Here is an 18,293-nt window from a genome sequence, read left to right on the forward strand (position 1 = left end):
TTGATTTTGCTTTGGTCATTGTTGTTATTTATTGTAACTATCAGTATATTGGTGACCATACATGAATATGGGCATTTTCTGGTTGCCCGTATGTGTGGTGTTCAAGTAGAGTGTTTTTCCATTGGTTTTGGCAAAAAACTATGGTCACATAAATTTTCAAGTGGAACAGAATTGGTAATTGCTATGATTCCGCTTGGTGGTTATGTTAGAATGCTCGACGGAAGAACAGCTCAATTATCAGAAAATAGTGAAAAATTTGCTTTTGATAAAAAAAAGATTTGGCAACGAGCAGCAATTGTATTTGCCGGGCCTTTCGCTAATTTTATATTAGCGCTGATAATTTATTGGATTATATTTTTAATGGGCGTAGCAACTTATCCTGTTAAAATAAGAGATATAATACCTTCTACTCCTGTGGCGACAGTTGGCGTACCCGCCGGAGCAGAGTTAAAAACAGTTAATAATGTGAAGGTTGAAAGCTGGAATGATGTTAACCTAGCGTTGATTTCAGCTATGGGAAAATCTCAGGTTGATTTTTCTTATATTGATAATGCAGTTAATGATGATAATCATCAGGAAGTGCATAAAATGGTTAACATTAGCAATTGGCATTTTGATATTGAAAAAGATTCAGCCATAACAGCTTTTGGGTTTATACCTAAAACATTGGAAATTTATCCAATTGTGAGTAAAATTATACCTGGTTCCGCTGCTGAACAAGCCGGCTTAAAAGTAGGCGATATGATTATCAGCTATAATCAGCATCCATGTACAAATTGGGTTGATTTTACAAATACAATAAAAAAAGCGGGTACTATTGATTTAAAAGTAAATCGAAATAATGAAGATATTTATCTAAAGCTTGTACCAAAAGTTCAAAAAAATGGTGAAGGTGTTGCAGGGTTTTATCCAACATCTGATGCAGTTATAACGCAGTATGGTTTTTTAGAAGGATTTGATAAAGCATTAGGACAAACAGCATTAACAACCCAGTTAACTGTACGTTCACTTTATCAATTAGTAACAGGTGTTATTGGTTTAAAACATCTATCCGGACCAATAACAATAGCAAAAAGCGCAGGGCAAACAGCAAGTTATGGATTTACTCCTTACTTATATTTTCTAGCATTTATTAGTATAAGCTTAGGGGTTATCAATCTTGTTCCATTACCTATGTTAGATGGTGGGCATCTTATGTTTCTGTTTTTTGAAAAGATAAGAGGAAAAGCCCTATCAGATAAAGCACAAGAGCGTTTTCTTCGTGCTGGTTTGGTTTTATTAATGGTAATAATGGGAATTGCACTATTTAATGATTTTTTACGATTGTGATGGGATGAGGTTATAAACATTTACGATGAAAATAAATAAATTACTTATAGCATCTTTGCTGTTTAGTACAACAGCTGTGTATAGTTCCAATGCATTTTGTATGGATGATTTTGTTGTAAAAGATATTAAATTTGAAGGATTACAGCGTGTTACTGTCGGCGCTGCAATGCTTGAAATGCCAATCCAAATTGGTGACTATGTTAACGAATCCGATTTAGGGCATATTATCAAGTCACTTTACTCAAGTGGTAACTTCGACAATATTACTGTATCTCGTGATGGAGATAGATTAATTATTACTGTTGAAGAGCGTCCAACAATTTCAAGTATAACATTCGTGGGTAACAAATCTGTTAAAGATGACATGCTCAAAAAAAATCTTGATAGCACAGGAATTCGGGAAGGGGATGCATTAGATCGTACAATGCTTTCCGCTATCGAAAAAGGGCTAGAAGATTTTTATTACAGTGTGGGTAAATATAATGCCCGAATTAAGGCTGTTGTCACACCGTTATCTCGTAATCGCGTTGATTTAAAGCTAGAGATTGCTGAAGGCAAATCAGCTTTGATTGATCAAATTAATATTGTTGGCGCCAAAGCTTTCTCATCTGAAGAGTTAATTTCACGTTTCTCTTTAAGAGATGAAGTGCCTTGGTGGAACATGCTTGGTGATCGCAAATATCAAAAACAAAAATTAGCATCTGATTTAGATGAATTACAAAGTTTTTATTTAAATCGTGGTTATGCACGTTTTAATATTGAATCGACTCAAGTCAGTTTAACGCCGGATAAAAAAGGCATTTACGTTACAATAAATATTCATGAAGGTGAACAATATAAACTATCCGAATTGGATTTTAAGGGTAATTTTGCCGGTCACAAAGATGCGATTGCCAAAATAGCGCAAGATAAGGTATCAATCGGTGAACTGTATAATGGTAAAAAAATCACTGAAATTGAAGATAGTATCAAACGCTTACTTGCTAACTTTGGTTACGCTTATCCTCATGTTTCTATTCAACCGGAAATGAATGATGAGAACCATACGGTTAATTTAATCGTTATGGTTGATGTTGGTCAACGTTATTATGTGCGTAATATTAAAATCAGCGGAAACAACATATCGAGCGAAACGGTAATTCGGCGAGAACTGCGCCAAATGGAAGGTTCTTGGTTAAGTAATGGTTTAGTTGAACTGGGTAAAGATCGGTTAAATCGTTTAGGCTTTTTCGATAGTGTTGAAGCAAGTACTGAACGTGTACCAGGCATCGATGATCAAGTAGATGTCATTTATAAAGTCTCGGAGCGTAATACCGGTAGTATCAAATTAGGTGTCGGTATTGGTTCAGACAGTGGTATTAGTTTTAATGCCGGGATCACTCAAGACAACTGGTTAGGAACAGGTAATAGCGTTTCATTCGATATAAATACCACCAGTAGTGATAAAACAGCATCATTATCTATTGTTGATCCATTCTTTACTATCGATGGCGTTAGCTTAGGTGGAAGTGTTTATTATAACACTTATAAAGCCGATGACGATGATGATGAATCTGAATATTCAAGTAAAACCTGGGGCGCTTCAGCAAACTTAGGTTTTCCAATCAGTGAAAATAATTTCCTTCGCTTTGGTACAGAATATGCTAACCATAAATTATCTGATATGAGACCTCAGTATGGTATGTGGCGTTATTTCGATAAAATGGGCGAAAAAACCAAAGATAAAAATTCATTATCTTTTGATACCAACGATTTATTATTAAATGCTTATTGGACATATAATTCATTAGATCGTGGCTTTTTCCCTACGGAAGGTTTGAAAATGACGGCAAGTGCTAAAGTGACTGTGCCAGTTTTCGACAACCGATTCTATAAATTCATAAGTGATGCATCTTACTATTATCCACTTGATAATGATCATAATTGGATATTTTTAACTCGTGGTCGATTAGGTTATGGTGGTGGATTCGGTGGTAAAGAGTTACCATTCTACGAAAACTTCTATGCTGGTGGTTCAACCGTTTTACGTGGATTTAAGTCCAATACAGTTGGTCCTAAAGCTGTTTACTTGAATCGCAATGGTTGTCGTAATTTAGGTGATACCAAAGGGTGTGAAAGCTCAAAAGATGCCGTAGGCGGTAATGCGATTGCATTTTTAAGTACGGAATTAATTGTGCCGACTCCATTTGCAGGCGAGAAGTATTCGGATAGTTTAAGAACATCAGTTTTCTTTGATGCCGGTACTGTGTGGGATACTCAATGGGATTTGAAAGGACGTAATCTTCCTGACTATAGTTCTCCTTCTGATATTAGAATGTCAGCAGGTGTTGCTGTTCAGTGGATGTCTCCATTAGGGCCATTGGTGTTCTCATATGCTCAACCATTGAAGAAATATAATGGTGATTCAGCACAACAATTTCAATTTAATATAGGTTCAACATGGTAATTCCATGTTATAAGTAAATAAAATACACATAGGTGAAAAAAGTGAAAAAAATTATTAGTATTTTGGGGATTAGTTTTGCATTACTCTTTACTGGTATGGCAAATGCTGAAATTAAAATTGGCGTAATTGATGTAATGACTGTCTTGCAAAAAATGCCGCAGCGTGAACAAGTTAGCAATGATCTGAACAAGAAATTTGAATCAAGAGCCAAGGCATTAGCGGAAGAAGAAAAGAAAGCTAATGATGCATTAGCACGTCTTAAAAAAGACGGTTTAACATTGTCAGCTTCTGAAAAAACAAAACTAAACAAAGTTGTTTCTGATTTTGAAAATAAAGCTAAAGCATTTACTGAAGAGTATCGTAAAGTTGAAGCTGAAGAAGCTAACAAATTGTTGAAAAAAATTCAAGATGCCGTCAAAGAGATTGTTGAAACAGAAAAATACGATCTTGTATTAAAAGCTGAAGCGACATTATCTGCTTCAGATGCTGTTGATATTACAGATAAAGTATTGGAAAAGGTTAAAAAATAATGTTTGCTTTTCGTTTAGAGCAACTAGCTAAGCAACTTGATGCAACGTTACATGGTGATGGTAATTTAACCATCACTGGTATTGCATCAATGAAAAGTGCCGCACCCGGACAAATTACTTTTTTGTCTGATAAAAAATTACAAAATCAATTATCACAATGTAACGCTTCTGCTGTTGTCATGACTGAAGACAGTCTTAACCATTGGCACGGCGCTGCACTGGTTGTAAAAAATCCTTATCTTACTTATGCAAAATTAGCTCAACTTCTTGATACCACGCCCAAGCCGGCTGAAGATATAGCTGTATCGGCTGTTATTGATTCTACGGCTAAGTTAGGTCGCAATGTTTCTATTGGTGCAAATGCAGTTATCGAAAGCGGTGTAGTGCTAGGCGATAATTGTATTATTGGTGCGGGTTGTTTTATTGGTAAAAATACTGTAATTGGTGCCAATACAAAATTATGGGCTAATGTCACCGTTTATCATAACTGTGTAATAGGTGATAACTGCCTGATTCAATCCTCTACAGTAATTGGTGCTGATGGATTTGGCTATGCTAATGATAAAGGTAAATGGATTAAAATACCTCAATTAGGTCGAGTTGTGATTGGCAACGATGTTGAAATTGGTGCATCGACAACTATCGATCGCGGGGCATTAGATGACACCATTATCGGTAATGGGGTTATTATCGATAATCAATGTCAAATTGCTCACAACGATATCATTGGTGACCATACAGCAGTTGCTGGTGGTGTTATTATGGCCGGTAGTCTAACCATTGGCCGCCATTGCTTAATCGGTGGAGCGAGTGTGATTAACGGGCATATGGAAATATGTGATCAAGTTACTGTGACCGGTATGGGAATGGTAATGCGACCGATAACAGAGCCGGGTGTTTACTCTTCAGGTATTCCACTGCAAGAAAATAAAGTATGGCGAAAAACGGCTTCGTTAGTATTACATATTGATCAAATGAATAAACGCTTGAAGGCGCTTGAGAAGAAACTATTAAATGTCTCGACGTAGGCGTTAACGGTGAGTATAATGCTTGCCTATTTTATAAATTTTTTTAGCTCAATTATCATTCTAAAATAATTACGAGCAGATATTATTCAATAATTTCGAGGTATAAAGATGCAAGTTTCGGTTGAAACAACACAAGGTTTAGGTCGTCGTTTATCAATTACAATTAAATCAGAAGACATTACAAAAGCGGTTGATAAAGAGCTTATTAATACCGCCAAAAAAGTGCGTATTGATGGTTTCCGTAAAGGAAAAGTACCTTTAAAAATTGTTGAACAACGTTATGGCGCTTCTATTTTACAAGATGCATTAAGTGATTTAATGCAACGAAATTTCGTTGAAGCAATTATTCAAGAAAAATTAAACCCGGCAGGTGCACCTGTTTATACTCCAAAAGAATATAAAAATGGAGAAGATTACACTTTTACTGTTGAGTTTGAAGTTTATCCTGAAATAAAAGTTAAAGATTTAGATAAAATCGAAGTTGAGAAACCAGTTGCTGAAGTTGTTGATGCCGATGTTGATACTATGATTGAAACATTACGTAAACAACAAGGCACTTGGAAAGAAGTTAATGAACCAGCTAAAGAACAATATCGAGTAACATTGGATTTTGTTGGTAAAGTAGATGGCGAAGAATTCGAAGGCGGCAAAGCAAACGATTTTGTTTTAGTGTTAGGTCAAGGTCGAATGATTCCTGGTTTTGAAGATGCTATTATCGGGCACAAAGCTTCAGATCAGTTTGATATTAACGTTACCTTCCCGGAAGATTACCATGCTGAGAATTTAAAAGGTAAACCAGCAGTATTTGCAGCAACGTTGAAAAAAGTAGAAGAGTTAGAACTTCCGGAATTGACTGAAGAAGTCATTAAAAGATTTGGTATTGCAGACGGTACAATTGACAGCTTACGTAACGAAGTTCGTAAAAATATGGCTCGTGAACTTAAAGCAACTATTCGTAATAAAATTAAAGCGCAAGTTATCGACGGTTTAATTAAAAACAACGAAATCGATATTCCTTCAGCGTTAGTTGACCGTGAAGTTGATGTATTACGTCAGCAAGCAGTGTCACGCTTTGGCGGTAATGTGAAGCAATCTATGGATCTTCCTAAAGAGTTATTTGAAGCAGAAGCTAAACGTCGTGTATCAGTTGGTTTATTATTTAGTGAAATCATTGAAAGCAATAAACTTAAAGCCGATGATGCACGTGTTCAATCATTAATTGATGACATTGCAACTGCATACGAAGACCCGAATGAAGTTTCTGAATATTATCGTAACGATAAAAAAGCAATGGATAATATTCGGTCTGTTGCGTTAGAAGATCAAGTTGTCGATCTTTTATTAGAGAGTGCTAAAGTAACAGATAAAAACTATTCGTTTTCTGAATTAATGAACCAGCAAGCATCTTAGTTCACTCGCTGTTTTAATTAATCAAAATATTGTTATTAAAGCCCAAATAAGGATTAATTGTTTGGGCTGTTTTATTTAATTAGGAGATGAAAATGCCTTTAGAACCATACATGGGTGTTATTCCAATGGTTGTTGAGCAGAGTTCTCGTGGCGAACGAGCTTACGATATTTACTCTCGACTATTAAAAGAGCGTGTTATATTTTTGACCGGTCAGGTTGAAGATAATATGGCTAATCTTATTATTGCTCAAATGTTATTTCTAGAAGCTGAAAATCCCGAAAAAGACATTTATTTGTATATTAATTCTCCTGGTGGTGTGGTAACGGCCGGTATGGCAATTTATGACACAATGCAATTTATTAAACCGGATGTAAGTACAATCTGCTTAGGACAAGCCTGTTCTATGGGATCTTTGCTTTTAACCGCTGGAGCAAAAGGCAAGCGTTATTGTTTACCTAATGCTAGAGTTATGATTCATCAGCCTTTAGGTGGTTTCCAAGGGCAAGCTTCTGATATCCAAATTCATGCTCAAGAGATTTTACAAGTTAAAAGTCGATTAAATAATATTTTGGCATTCCATACTGGGCAAGATATTAGTGTAATTGAAAAAGATACAGATCGTGATAATTTTATGTCAGCAGAAAGAGCGGTTGAATATGGATTAGTTGATGCCATATATGATAAACGATCTTAAATTTAGGTAGGTGATAAAAGTGAATAATGAAAATTCAGAAAAATTACACTATTGTACTTTTTGTGGTAAAAGTGAGCGTGAAGTTCATAAACTCATTGCGGGACCGTCATCTAGTTATATCTGCAACGAATGCATTGGATTATGTAATGATATTTTGAAAGAAGAGTCAAAAAACTTCCTTTCTCATGAAGAGTTTATGGGAAAACCATTACCAACCCCACATGAAATTCGACAACACCTTGATGAATATGTAATAGGTCAAGATCGAGCAAAAAAAGTATTATCTGTTGCAGTATATAATCACTATAAACGCTTACGCAATTATGCCAGTCGTAATAATGTTGAGTTAGGTAAGAGTAATATTTTATTAATTGGCCCTACAGGAAGTGGTAAAACATTATTAGCCGAAACTTTGGCTAGATTCTTAGATGTACCTTTTGCAATGGCTGATGCCACAACCTTAACTGAAGCGGGCTATGTTGGCGAAGATGTAGAAAACATCATTCTAAAATTATTGCAAAATTGTGATTACGATGTTGAAAAAGCTCAACGTGGTATCATCTATGTTGATGAAATCGATAAAATTTCACGAAAATCGGACAATCCTTCTATAACTCGAGATGTTTCGGGAGAGGGAGTGCAGCAAGCTTTATTAAAAATTATTGAAGGCACAATTGCTTCAGTTCCACCAAAAGGTGGACGAAAACTGCCACAACAAGAGTTTTTACAGGTTGATACCTCTAAAATCCTTTTCATCTGTGGTGGTGCATTTAGTGGTCTGAATAAAGTGATTGAAAACCGTATTTCAACTAATACAGGAATTGGTTTTGGTGCTAATGTAAAAAGCGCTAAAAATAAAGCGACAGAATCTGAATTATTGGCACAAATTGAAGCTGAGGATTTAGTTAAATTTGGTTTAATACCAGAATTTATCGGTCGATTACCAGTAATTGGTACGTTATCTGAACTTGATAAAGATGCTTTAATTAATATCTTAACTGAACCGAAAAATGCATTAACTAAACAATTCGAAGCATTGTTTGAACTTGATGGCGTTCAATTAGAATTTGACAAACAAGCGCTTGAAGCTATAGCGATAAAAGCGATGCAGCGTAAAACCGGTGCCAGAGGATTACGCTCAATTGTTGAAAATATACTATTAGACACAATGTATGATTTACCATCAATGGATAATGTTGAAAAAGTTATTGTTCGAAAAAATACTGTTGATAAAAATCAAGCACCGAAGTTAATTCATCGGCAAAATGCGGAACTTTCTGCTTGATAAATTACCTTGCCATCTGTAGTAAGATGGCAAGTTGCACTGCCCCATATTAATATAAAAATAAAAGCTCTCATAAATATTGTCATGTTTTAGTAATAGTGCATGTTTAACTGAAAAAATAGGCTTGAATATCTAAAAATGACCCTCATATTTATTTAATGGGTTTGTACTAGTAGAGAGAATAAAATGAAAACAAAACAAACTAACCAATTAATTATGCCTATTTTGCCATTACGTGATGTTGTTGTCTTTCCGCACATGGTAATTCCTCTCTTCGTAGGTCGAAATAAATCGATTCGTTGCCTTGAAAGCGCAATGGAAATGGATAAGCAAGTTTTTCTTGTTACGCAAAAAAATCCTTCTCAAGATGAACCAGATGTGAATGATTTATATAAAGTGGGTACGATTGCGAACATTTTACAACTGCTTCAATTGCCTGACGGAACGGTAAAAGTGCTGGTTGAAGGCGTAGAGAGAGCAAAAATTGTCGATATTGTTGAACGTAAAGAAGATGATTTTTTAATTGCAAATATTGCACCGTCAAAGGAATCGAAAAGAACCAATGACGTTAGTCAAGCAATGATTCGAGTTGTTTTATCTAATTTTGATGAGTATGCAAAGCTGAATAAAAAAGTCACACAAGAAGTTGTTGATTCAATTCACTTAATTAAAGAACCATCACAATTAGCCGATTCAATAGCAGCAACGCTATTTTTAAAAGTTGATCAAAAGCAGGAAATTTTGTTTACAACGAATCTGGAAAAGCGTTTTGAACTGCTTATTTCGTTAATGGAAGCAGAAATTGATTTACTGCAAGTTGAAAAAAATATTCGACAACGTGTTAAACAGCAAATGGAAAAAGCTCAAAAAGAGTATTACCTTAATGAGCAGATTAAAGCCATTCATAAAGAATTAGGTGATATCGATAATAAACCTGATGAGTATGAAGAGTTAAAAGAAAAAATTACTAAAGCTAAAATGCCTCAAGAGGCTACCGAAAAAGCATTAGCTGAACTTAATAAATTAAAAATGATGCCAGCAATGTCGGCGGAAGCAACAGTAGTTCGTGGTTACATTGATTGGATGTTACAGGTACCTTGGCATAAGCGCAGTAAAGTTAAAAAAGATATTGGTGCAGCGCAAAAGATTTTGGATAAAGACCATTATGGGCTTGAGCGAGTAAAAGACCGTATTTTAGAATATCTCGCCGTACAAGGTCGAGTTAATAAAGTTAAAGGGCCTATTTTATGTTTGGTTGGACCACCGGGTGTTGGTAAAACATCACTAGGTCAGTCTATTGCCAAAGCAACCGGTCGCCAATATGTGCGTATGGCACTTGGTGGCGTGCGTGACGAGGCTGAAATTCGTGGTCATAGACGGACTTATATTGGATCAATGCCGGGTAAATTAATCCAACGTATGGTAAAAGTTGGCGTTAAAAATCCATTATTTTTATTAGATGAAATTGATAAAATGGCATCTGATATGCGTGGCGACCCTGCATCAGCATTATTAGAAGTGCTTGATCCGGAACAAAATAATGCATTTAGTGATCATTATTTAGAAGTTGATTATGATTTATCGGATGTCATGTTTGTTGCGACAGCAAATTCGATGAATATACCTGCGCCATTATTAGACAGAATGGAAGTGATTCGGCTTTCTGGCTATACCGAAGATGAAAAATTGAATATAGCTAAGCAACATTTAATCACTAAGCAGATCGAAAATAACGGCTTAAAAGCCAAAGAAATAAGCATTGATGATTCTGCAATCATCGGAATTATCCGTTATTACACCCGTGAAGCAGGTGTTCGTAGTTTAGAGCGAGAAATTGCCAAAATTTGCCGTAAAGTTGTCAAACAATTGGCTTTAGATCCTAAATTGAAAAAAGTGACTGTTAATCAAGATAATTTAAAAGATTATTTAGGTATACAACGTTTTGACTATGGTAAAACAGATAATGAAAACCGCATAGGGCAAGTTATCGGTTTGGCTTGGACAGAAGTTGGTGGTGATTTACTTACAATTGAGTCGGTAAGTGTACCGGGCAAAGGTAAATTGACTTATACCGGCTCGCTTGGTGATGTCATGCAAGAATCTATCCAAACAGCTTTAACAGTCGTACGCTCTCGTGCGGAAAAGCTAGGTATTAATAGTGATTTTTATGAAAAACGAGATATTCATGTGCATGTTCCAGACGGTGCCACACCAAAAGATGGTCCCAGTGCCGGCATTGCAATGTGTACCTCTTTAATATCGACATTAACCGGGAATGCTGTACGTTCTGATGTCGCAATGACAGGTGAAATCACATTACGAGGCGAAGTTCTACCGATTGGTGGTTTAAAAGAAAAACTGTTAGCCGCTCATAGAGGTGGAATTAAAACGGTACTAATACCGAAAGATAATGTGAAGGATCTGGAAGAAATTCCGGATAATGTAAAAGCTGAACTGGACATTCGGCCGGTCAAATGGATTGATGAAGTGATTGCTATTGCTTTACAGAATAATCCGTTTGGTATGGAAGTTATTACCGGAGAAGTTGCTTTAAAACAACCTACCAAAAAAGCGCTAAAAAAAGTAAAAACAAGTGTTGAAATACCAACCAGCTTAAATTAAATTTCAATTTTATTTAAAAGATCAACATAACTATGTTGATCTTTTTTTTTATACGTCACACTCAGGCAATAGCGAATTTAGCTAAATATGCTATACTTGCGTGATTCAACATTAGGTATATGGAGAATCTTAAACAATGATGGAGACAATCCGAACAGCTGCAAACAATATTGTTGTTAAAATTATTTTTGCAATAATTATGGTAAGCTTCATTTTTACAGGCGTTGGTTTTTTAGGCTTTGGTAGTAATAGTGCGAGTGATGCGCAACTATACATTGCCAAAGTTGATGGTGAAGGTATTAGCCGAGAACAATTTGAAGCAGTAGCAAAAAAGGCAACAGCGAATTCTTTAGGCGATAGTTCGTTTATTAAAACAATACGTCGTGATGTCCTAACAAAACAGATTGATAATTACTTAGCTTATCAGTTTTCGCAAAAAATTAAATCAGCTGTTAGCAATTCACTTATTAAAAAATATATCCAGCAGCAAGATGAATTTTTTACTAACGGTAAATTTGATAAAGAAAAATATTTAACTTTACTTGCTAAAAATAAATTCACACCGGAAAGTTATGCAGAAGCTATAAGATCGGTATTACAGCAAGAGCAAGTTATCGAGGCGTTAGTTAAAACCAGTTTTGTATTGCCTGTTGATTCTGATATATCCTCACTTAAAAATCAAACTCGTACGGTTTACGCAACATTAGTTGATTCATCTATAGATAATGTTGATGATATAAACATAACATCAGAAGATGAGCAAAAATATTATGATGAACACTCAAAAGAATTTTTCAAAAAAGAACGCGTAAAACTTAAGTTCATTCGTAATACTTTAGAGGCAGTTAGAAAAAGTGTTAAAGTGAGTGATGATGAAGTTAAACAAGAATATGAAAAAGAGATCAAAACCTATACATATCCTGCTAAAAATGCCTATAGTGTAATTTACGTTACCGATAAGGAACAGGCAGATAAAATAGCGAGTGATCTTGCTTCTTCTGTCGATTTTGATACGATTGCCAAAAAGATCAATCAAGATAATAAAGTTTCGCCATATGGTAAAAATGGTTCTATTGGTTGGCTTGTTGAAGATGATTCACTACCAGAAGTGTTTAAAGAAGCTCATTTAACACAAATTGGTCAAGTTTCTGCGCCAATTGCAGCTGATGGCGGTTATGTTTTTATCAAACTTGATGGTATGAAGAAATCAGAAGTGATGGATTTTGACTTCGCTAAAGTTAAAATATATGAAAAACTTATAAATCAGAAAGTACAACAAGATTTTGAGGCTATCGAAGATAAAATCAAAGCAGCTTTAAGTCATTCTCCTAAATCTATCGAAGAGATAGCACAGGAGACAGGTCTTGAGGTATTTACAACTGATTGGACTTACTATAATCAACCGTCCACAATTCTTTCTCATCCTGAAGTTAGGGATGTTGTTTTTAGTAATGAAATGATTGTTGATGATCATGCAACAAATAACATATCTGAGTTAATTCCGGTTGAACGAAATTATGGTACGTATGAATTTGTTGTTCAAGTGACTGATTATCGTCCGGAAGGTATAGCGCCATTTGAAGAAGTCAAAGATGATATTCATCAAAAAATGGTTAATGAAATTGTAGATAATCGCTTTAAATCAACAGTGGATAATGTATTAGATGATTTAAGAAAATCTGGTCGTTCAGATAAGGTCTCATTTGGTCAACGCTATACTGTAACACGAAATTCAACCGATTTTGAGCCGGCTGTCATTGATATGATTTTCTCATTAGAGCCGCCACAGAAAAATAAAAATGAATTTGGTGCTGAAATTTTCAAAAAAAATCAAGCTTATATTGTCTCGCTAATCAAAGTTGATACGCCGGAGCGCCAAGATATTTCATCGGAATTAACACCGTTATTTATTAACAATACTTATTATTATCTTACAGCTGATATTCGTTCCAAGGCGAAAATTGAAATCATGCCAGATTCTAATTTGTGATGAATTTCGAAAAATTACTGTAATTTAAGTAAAAATGAAAAGCCACTTAGGTGGCTTTTCGCATTTCTGTAAGTTATAAAACATTTTTAACTGATGAAGTGAGATAGTGATAGCGCAAACTTACTTGCCTATTTATTTTAAACAACTTTTGAGGTTAAATATATGAAATTATTATCAATTTTAAGTCTTTTATTATTAAGCTTTACCTTTTCCGGTTTTAGTTATGCTCAATCTGCTCCTCCCGCTACTGCACAGCAACAACAAAAGCAGCTAGATCAAGTCAATATTAACACTGCAACAGCAGAAGAGTTAACAAAAGCATTAAATGGAATTGGCGCAAATAAAGCGCAAAAAATTATCGAATATCGGGAAAAATTTGGACCTTTTGTATCAATCGAACAATTGAAGGAAGTTTCTGGCATCGGGCAAGCAATACTAGATAAAAATGCAGGAAAAATAACCTTATAGTAAGTGTTATCCGCCAATAAATATTGGTGGATATTACCTGCAACTAATTATCTATAGGATCAACATCTATGCTCCATCGGACTTTAGATGTCTCACTCCACTTGTCGATAGATATGATTAATTGGTCTAAAATTTGTTGTAATTGCTGGCGATGCGTATGTTGTAAAAGTAGTTGCCAGCGATAATACCCCGCTTTTTTGGGTTGATTTGATGGCATTGGGCCTAGTTGCCATAAGCGATGATCATCTAAACTTTTTAACCAATCATGGATTTGTTGTAAAAAATTTGGCGCATGGTGATTATTGCGATCTGCAGCCCTTATCATAACTTGATAACTGAAAGGTGGTAAATGTGTCTGCCTGCGCTCTCGAAGTGTAAATTTAGCAAATTCTTGGTAGCCTTTCGACAGTAAGACATTAAGCAAAGGATGATCGGGATGATAAGTTTGTAAAATCACCTCGCCGGTTTTCGCTTCCCGACCCGCTCTACCTGATACTTGTGTATAAATCTGAGCAAACCGCTCTGTCGCTCTAAAATCACTGGAAAATAATGCACCGTCAACATCGACAATACCGACTAATGTGACATCGGGAAAATGGTGACCTTTCGCTAAAATTTGTGTGCCAACTAGAATATGAGCGCCGCCTTGTTGTATTTCTTTTAAGTAATTATCCAATGCGCCTTTTTTACTCACAGTATCACGGTCAATACGGCTAATTTTGATATTAGGAAACAGAATTTCAAGTTGCTTTTCAAGTTGTTCGGTACCAAACCCAATTGGAATCAAATGTGTCGACCCACATTTTGGGCATTGATAAGGCAGGGCTCTTGGTGTATCACAATAGTGACATATCAGTTTATGCTGTTTTTGGTGATAAGTATAAGGCATATCACAGCGAGGGCATTCGGCAATCCATCCACAATCATGACAAATGATAGACGGTGAAAAACCACGTCGATTTAAAAATAGCATGACCTGATTGTTATTTGATAGATGTTTTTTTATCTGATCAATGAGTGGTTGAGATAGACCAGCACAAAGCACTAACCCACGAATATCTAAAATAGATTGTTGAGCAAGCGAAGCATCACCAGCTCTTTGGGTTAGCTGTAATAACTGATATTTTTGATTTTGTGCATTATTTAACGTTTCAAGTGATGGCGTTGCTGAACCTAATATAATGGGAATATTTTCAATTTTTGCCCGGATAATCGCAAGATCACGGGCATGGTAACGCCAGCCTTCTTGTTGCTTATAAGAATTATCATGCTCTTCATCAATAATAATCATGCCTAAATGTTTAAATGGCGTGAAAAGTGCAGAACGAGTGCCGACAACAATGGCGTTTTCTCCAGACCGGCTTCTAAGCCAGACTTCAAACCGTTGTTTATCGGTTAGCCCGGAATGCAAAATATCTATTGGCGCATTAAAACGCTGTTTAAAACGTTTGATTGTTTGGGGTGTTAAACCTATTTCCGGCACAAGTATCAATGCTTGTTTGCCAGCAGATAATATATCGGAAAGGATATTTAAATAGACTTCGGTTTTACCTGAACCGGTTATACCTTCTAGTAGAAATACGTTAAACTGTTGATTTTGTTGATTAACCGAAGCTATGGCTTTGGCTTGTTCTTCGTTTAGTCTAATTGATGTTGGATTGGTTGAAAAATGACTTTGCCATTCAACTGTATCAGGAGTGACACTGACTTGTTTTATTAATTGTTTCTTTTCTAATTGATGAAAAATATTGGCGCTGAAATCATTTTCAGAAAACGTATTGTTTTTCAATGAAGTTAACAGTAATTGTTGTTTATATGATCGAGACAATGATTTCAAATCACAATTCTTACCAAGCTCGGTTAATTGCCACTGTTTGATCTCAGCTTTGCTTGCTTGTTTTCCTTGTCTAAGTAATACAGGAATAGCGTGAAATATGACTTCACCAATTGGAAAATGATAATAACTTACAGCCCACTTAAGCAGCTGCCAAACAGCCGGTGTAAATAGTGGCTCATTATCAATGATTTCACTAATATCTTTTAGGCATTCAATTGGGACATCGGTTTGTTGATCTATACTAACAATAACGCCAATAGCATCACGTTTACCAAAAGGCACCTTTACCCGCATGCCTACTTCGGCAGGTTGTGTTAAACGGTAATCATAAAGTTGATAAAGTGGAACAGGTAAAGCGATATGAGCAATAAGCATTAAACGGTCACAATTGCAGTTAACATATTATCTCTATTGTACGCAGTTTTTTACTAACTCGCAAAATCTTACCTAATTATTGTGGTATTTTTAGATAGATTGAGCTTTGAAAATTGGTTTTGTTAAACTCAATCTTCAAGGTTAATTACATTGCATAACTTTATTGACTGGCGGTAGTATCCCAATGCAAAATTTGTTATCTTGAATATTGAAAATAAATTATCATTTTTCATAGGAACTTAAGATGTCAGATTCATTCACGCATATTAATCAACATGGTGATGCGCACATGGTAGATGTTTCAGATAAACAAATTACCACTCGTGAAGCAAGTGCTGAATCATTGGTATTAATGAATGCTCAAACACTTAACATGATTCTTGAAGGTAAACATCATAAGGGTGATGTGTTTGCAACAGCGAGAATTGCCGGCATTCAAGCCGCAAAAAAAACTTCGGAACTTATTCCCCTATGTCATCCACTACTTTTGAGTAAAATAGAGGTGGATATCACAGCAGACATTGATAACCATTGTGTAAGGGTTAAGTCCCTATGTCGGTTAAATGGGCAAACCGGTGTTGAAATGGAAGCCTTAGTTGCCGCATCGGTAGCGGCATTAACAATATATGATATGTGTAAAGCTGTTCAAAAAGATATGGTTATTACACAAGTAAGATTGCTGACCAAAGTCGGTGGTAAATCGGGTGATTATTCTGCTAAATAAATAATAGTTGTGACAAAATGAATAAAATTATGTTTTTTGCTCAAATTCGAGAGTTAATTGATACTGATTCCCTTCTTTTAGATGCTCAACAACTAACGGTTGCAGATCTTCTTGAACAACTAAGCAAACGGGGTGATAAATGGTCTTTAGCATTAAAAGAAAAAGTGGTGCTTTGTGCGGTTAACCAATCACTGGTTGATTTTAATTATCTTATTCAACCGGGTGATGAGGTGGCATTTTTTCCACCCGTGACAGGAGGTTAACTTGATGAACATTATTGAAGTTAGTCAAGATTCTATTGATGTCGAAAGATATATCGATTGGCTTAGTGAGCGCTCCGAAGACGGTGCGGTAGTGACATTTATGGGTAAAGTTCGTTGTTTAGAACAACCGACAATTGGGCTTTATTTAGAGCACTACGCTGGTATGACCGAAAAGGTATTAACTAATATTATTGCTCAAGCACGCAGTAAATGGCAACTTGGCAAGATTGCCGTTATTCATCGGGTTGGCGATATCAAAACTAATGAAAAAATTGTATTTGTTGGTGTGAGTTGTTCGCATCGTTCAGATGCCTTTGCCGCGGCTGAATTCATCATGGATATATTAAAAAATCAAGCGCCTTTTTGGAAGAAAGAGCGAACGATTAATGGTGAAAAATGGGTTGAAGTTAAAAAATCTGATACAGAATTGTTGAAAAAATGGTATTAATAACTATTTACTATATAATAGTTACGAATTGTCTAATTTTTTGATGAGAGGTAAAAATGACAAGTTTTACGCCAAATGGCTCAATTATTGAAAAATCAAATAGCAAAATACAAACATATTTGAGTCATGTATATGGTTGGATGGCAGTAGGTATATTATTAACTGGTTTAGTTAGTTGGTATACAGCCAATTCATCTTTATTAAATCTACTATTTGATATTAATAGCCGAGGGCAAGTCTCTCTTTCATTTTTATCTATAGCGTTAATAGTTGCAGAATTGGCCATAGTATTTTGCTTATCACCTATGATTGATCGTTTTTCAGGAAAAACCGCCACGACCCTATTTATGCTATATTCAGTATTAAATGGTATAACATTAAGTTCGATTTTTATTTGTTATACACACTCTTCTATTGCAAGTGTATTTTTTATTACAGCAGGAATGTTTGCTGCTTTAGCTTTTTACGGTTATACCACTAAACGTGACTTAACGAGTTGGGGTAGTTTTTTATATATGGGGTTAATTGGAATTATTATTGCCTCTATTGTTAATTTCTTTATGGGTAACCAGGCATTAATGTGGGCAATTACCTATATTGGCGTATTTATTTTTGCTGGTTTAACTGCATATGACACCCAAAAGTTAAAAGAGTTTGGCGAACATCTATCACAGGATGATGCAAATGTATTTAGACGCTATGTTATTTTAGGTGCGTTATCGCTATATCTTGATTTTATCAATTTATTTATTTTGCTATTAAGAATCTTTGCTGATAGACGATAAATTGATTTATAAATGACTTGAAGGGCTCTTTTTATGAGCCCTTTTTATTAATTATTTA

At 35.4% G+C, this 18,293-nt stretch carries 15 protein-coding genes; 14 read left to right on the top strand and 1 reads right to left on the bottom strand.

The features are described from left to right. The first annotated feature begins 6 nt into the window (after positions 1-6). The 10 genes from rseP to J3U42_RS00390 all read left to right on the top strand — a co-directional run bounded on the left by rseP (position 7) and on the right by J3U42_RS00390 (position 13,803). Positions 7-1,329: an RIP metalloprotease RseP gene (rseP, locus tag J3U42_RS00345; protein ID WP_267329895.1), complete on the top strand. Its 1,323-nt coding sequence runs from the start codon at positions 7-9 to the stop codon at positions 1,327-1,329. A gap of 25 nt (positions 1,330-1,354) precedes the next feature. Next, positions 1,355-3,775, top strand: coding sequence for an outer membrane protein assembly factor BamA (gene bamA, locus J3U42_RS00350; RefSeq protein WP_267329896.1), 2,421 nt, complete (start codon positions 1,355-1,357; stop codon positions 3,773-3,775). A 41-nt stretch (positions 3,776-3,816) separates the two neighbouring features. Then, on the top strand, positions 3,817-4,305 hold the full coding sequence (locus J3U42_RS00355) for an OmpH family outer membrane protein (RefSeq protein WP_220218095.1): 489 nt from the start codon (positions 3,817-3,819) through the stop codon (positions 4,303-4,305). Further along, the gene (gene lpxD / locus J3U42_RS00360; RefSeq protein ID WP_220218094.1) at positions 4,305-5,333 is read left to right on the top strand and encodes a UDP-3-O-(3-hydroxymyristoyl)glucosamine N-acyltransferase; all 1,029 of its coding nucleotides are present in this window, start codon (positions 4,305-4,307) and stop codon (positions 5,331-5,333) included. The genes J3U42_RS00355 and lpxD overlap by 1 nt, the downstream gene beginning before the upstream one ends. A 108-nt stretch (positions 5,334-5,441) precedes the next feature. Further along, the gene (tig, locus tag J3U42_RS00365) at positions 5,442-6,743 is read left to right on the top strand and encodes a trigger factor (RefSeq protein WP_267329897.1); all 1,302 of its coding nucleotides are present in this window, start codon (positions 5,442-5,444) and stop codon (positions 6,741-6,743) included. Positions 6,744-6,835: 92 nt separating this feature from the next. Then, a complete protein-coding gene (gene clpP / locus J3U42_RS00370; RefSeq protein WP_294833167.1) occupies positions 6,836-7,438 on the top strand; it encodes an ATP-dependent Clp endopeptidase proteolytic subunit ClpP in 603 nt (200 codons plus the stop codon). 10 nt (positions 7,439-7,448) lie between these two features. Further along, the gene (gene clpX, locus J3U42_RS00375) at positions 7,449-8,723 is read left to right on the top strand and encodes an ATP-dependent protease ATP-binding subunit ClpX (protein WP_267334956.1); all 1,275 of its coding nucleotides are present in this window, start codon (positions 7,449-7,451) and stop codon (positions 8,721-8,723) included. Between the two features lie 186 nt (positions 8,724-8,909). Continuing rightward, positions 8,910-11,345, top strand: coding sequence for an endopeptidase La (lon, locus tag J3U42_RS00380; protein WP_267334958.1), 2,436 nt, complete (start codon positions 8,910-8,912; stop codon positions 11,343-11,345). A 136-nt stretch (positions 11,346-11,481) separates the two neighbouring features. Continuing rightward, positions 11,482-13,335 carry a SurA N-terminal domain-containing protein gene (locus J3U42_RS00385; protein ID WP_267334960.1) on the top strand — a complete coding sequence of 618 codons (1,854 nt, stop codon included), beginning with the start codon at positions 11,482-11,484 and terminating at the stop codon, positions 13,333-13,335. Positions 13,336-13,497: 162 nt separating this feature from the next. Next, entirely contained in the window at positions 13,498-13,803 is a 306-nt protein-coding gene (locus J3U42_RS00390) for a ComEA family DNA-binding protein (RefSeq protein ID WP_267334962.1), read from the top strand. Positions 13,804-13,846: 43 nt separating this feature from the next. Here J3U42_RS00390 and priA read toward each other — a convergent pair whose 3' ends face one another. After that, positions 13,847-16,015, bottom strand: coding sequence for a primosomal protein N' (gene priA, locus J3U42_RS00395; protein ID WP_267334964.1), 2,169 nt, complete (start codon positions 16,013-16,015; stop codon positions 13,847-13,849). A gap of 244 nt (positions 16,016-16,259) precedes the next feature. On the opposite strand from priA, the gene moaC reads away from it, so the two are divergent. From moaC to J3U42_RS00415, 4 genes are read left to right on the top strand one after another with little or no spacing between them, the layout of a single operon-like run. After that, on the top strand, positions 16,260-16,739 hold the full coding sequence (moaC, locus tag J3U42_RS00400; RefSeq protein WP_220218087.1) for a cyclic pyranopterin monophosphate synthase MoaC: 480 nt from the start codon (positions 16,260-16,262) through the stop codon (positions 16,737-16,739). A gap of 17 nt (positions 16,740-16,756) precedes the next feature. After that, on the top strand, positions 16,757-17,002 hold the full coding sequence (gene moaD / locus J3U42_RS00405) for a molybdopterin synthase sulfur carrier subunit (protein WP_220218086.1): 246 nt from the start codon (positions 16,757-16,759) through the stop codon (positions 17,000-17,002). A 4-nt stretch (positions 17,003-17,006) separates the two neighbouring features. Next, a complete protein-coding gene (gene moaE, locus J3U42_RS00410; protein ID WP_267334966.1) occupies positions 17,007-17,450 on the top strand; it encodes a molybdopterin synthase catalytic subunit MoaE in 444 nt (147 codons plus the stop codon). Between the two features lie 56 nt (positions 17,451-17,506). After that, on the top strand, positions 17,507-18,235 hold the full coding sequence (locus tag J3U42_RS00415) for a Bax inhibitor-1/YccA family protein (RefSeq protein ID WP_220218084.1): 729 nt from the start codon (positions 17,507-17,509) through the stop codon (positions 18,233-18,235). Positions 18,236-18,293: the final 58 nt, after the last annotated feature.

Origin of the sequence: Gilliamella sp. B2923, from assembly GCF_026536565.1 — a bacterium.
GTDB lineage: Bacteria > Pseudomonadota > Gammaproteobacteria > Enterobacterales > Orbaceae > Gilliamella.

Coding starts and splice junctions, on each gene's coding strand:
- bamA (WP_267329896.1), top strand. CDS start 1,355: ATGAAAATAAATAAATTACTTATAGCATCTTTGCTGTTTAGTACAACA.
- lpxD (WP_220218094.1), top strand. CDS start 4,305: ATGTTTGCTTTTCGTTTAGAGCAACTAGCTAAGCAACTTGATGCAACG.
- tig (WP_267329897.1), top strand. CDS start 5,442: ATGCAAGTTTCGGTTGAAACAACACAAGGTTTAGGTCGTCGTTTATCA.
- clpP (WP_294833167.1), top strand. CDS start 6,836: ATGCCTTTAGAACCATACATGGGTGTTATTCCAATGGTTGTTGAGCAG.
- lon (WP_267334958.1), top strand. CDS start 8,910: ATGAAAACAAAACAAACTAACCAATTAATTATGCCTATTTTGCCATTA.
- J3U42_RS00385 (WP_267334960.1), top strand. CDS start 11,482: ATGATGGAGACAATCCGAACAGCTGCAAACAATATTGTTGTTAAAATT.
- J3U42_RS00390 (WP_267334962.1), top strand. CDS start 13,498: ATGAAATTATTATCAATTTTAAGTCTTTTATTATTAAGCTTTACCTTT.
- priA (WP_267334964.1), bottom strand. CDS start 16,015: ATGCTTATTGCTCATATCGCTTTACCTGTTCCACTTTATCAACTTTAT.
- moaC (WP_220218087.1), top strand. CDS start 16,260: ATGTCAGATTCATTCACGCATATTAATCAACATGGTGATGCGCACATG.
- moaD (WP_220218086.1), top strand. CDS start 16,757: ATGAATAAAATTATGTTTTTTGCTCAAATTCGAGAGTTAATTGATACT.
- moaE (WP_267334966.1), top strand. CDS start 17,007: ATGAACATTATTGAAGTTAGTCAAGATTCTATTGATGTCGAAAGATAT.
- J3U42_RS00415 (WP_220218084.1), top strand. CDS start 17,507: ATGACAAGTTTTACGCCAAATGGCTCAATTATTGAAAAATCAAATAGC.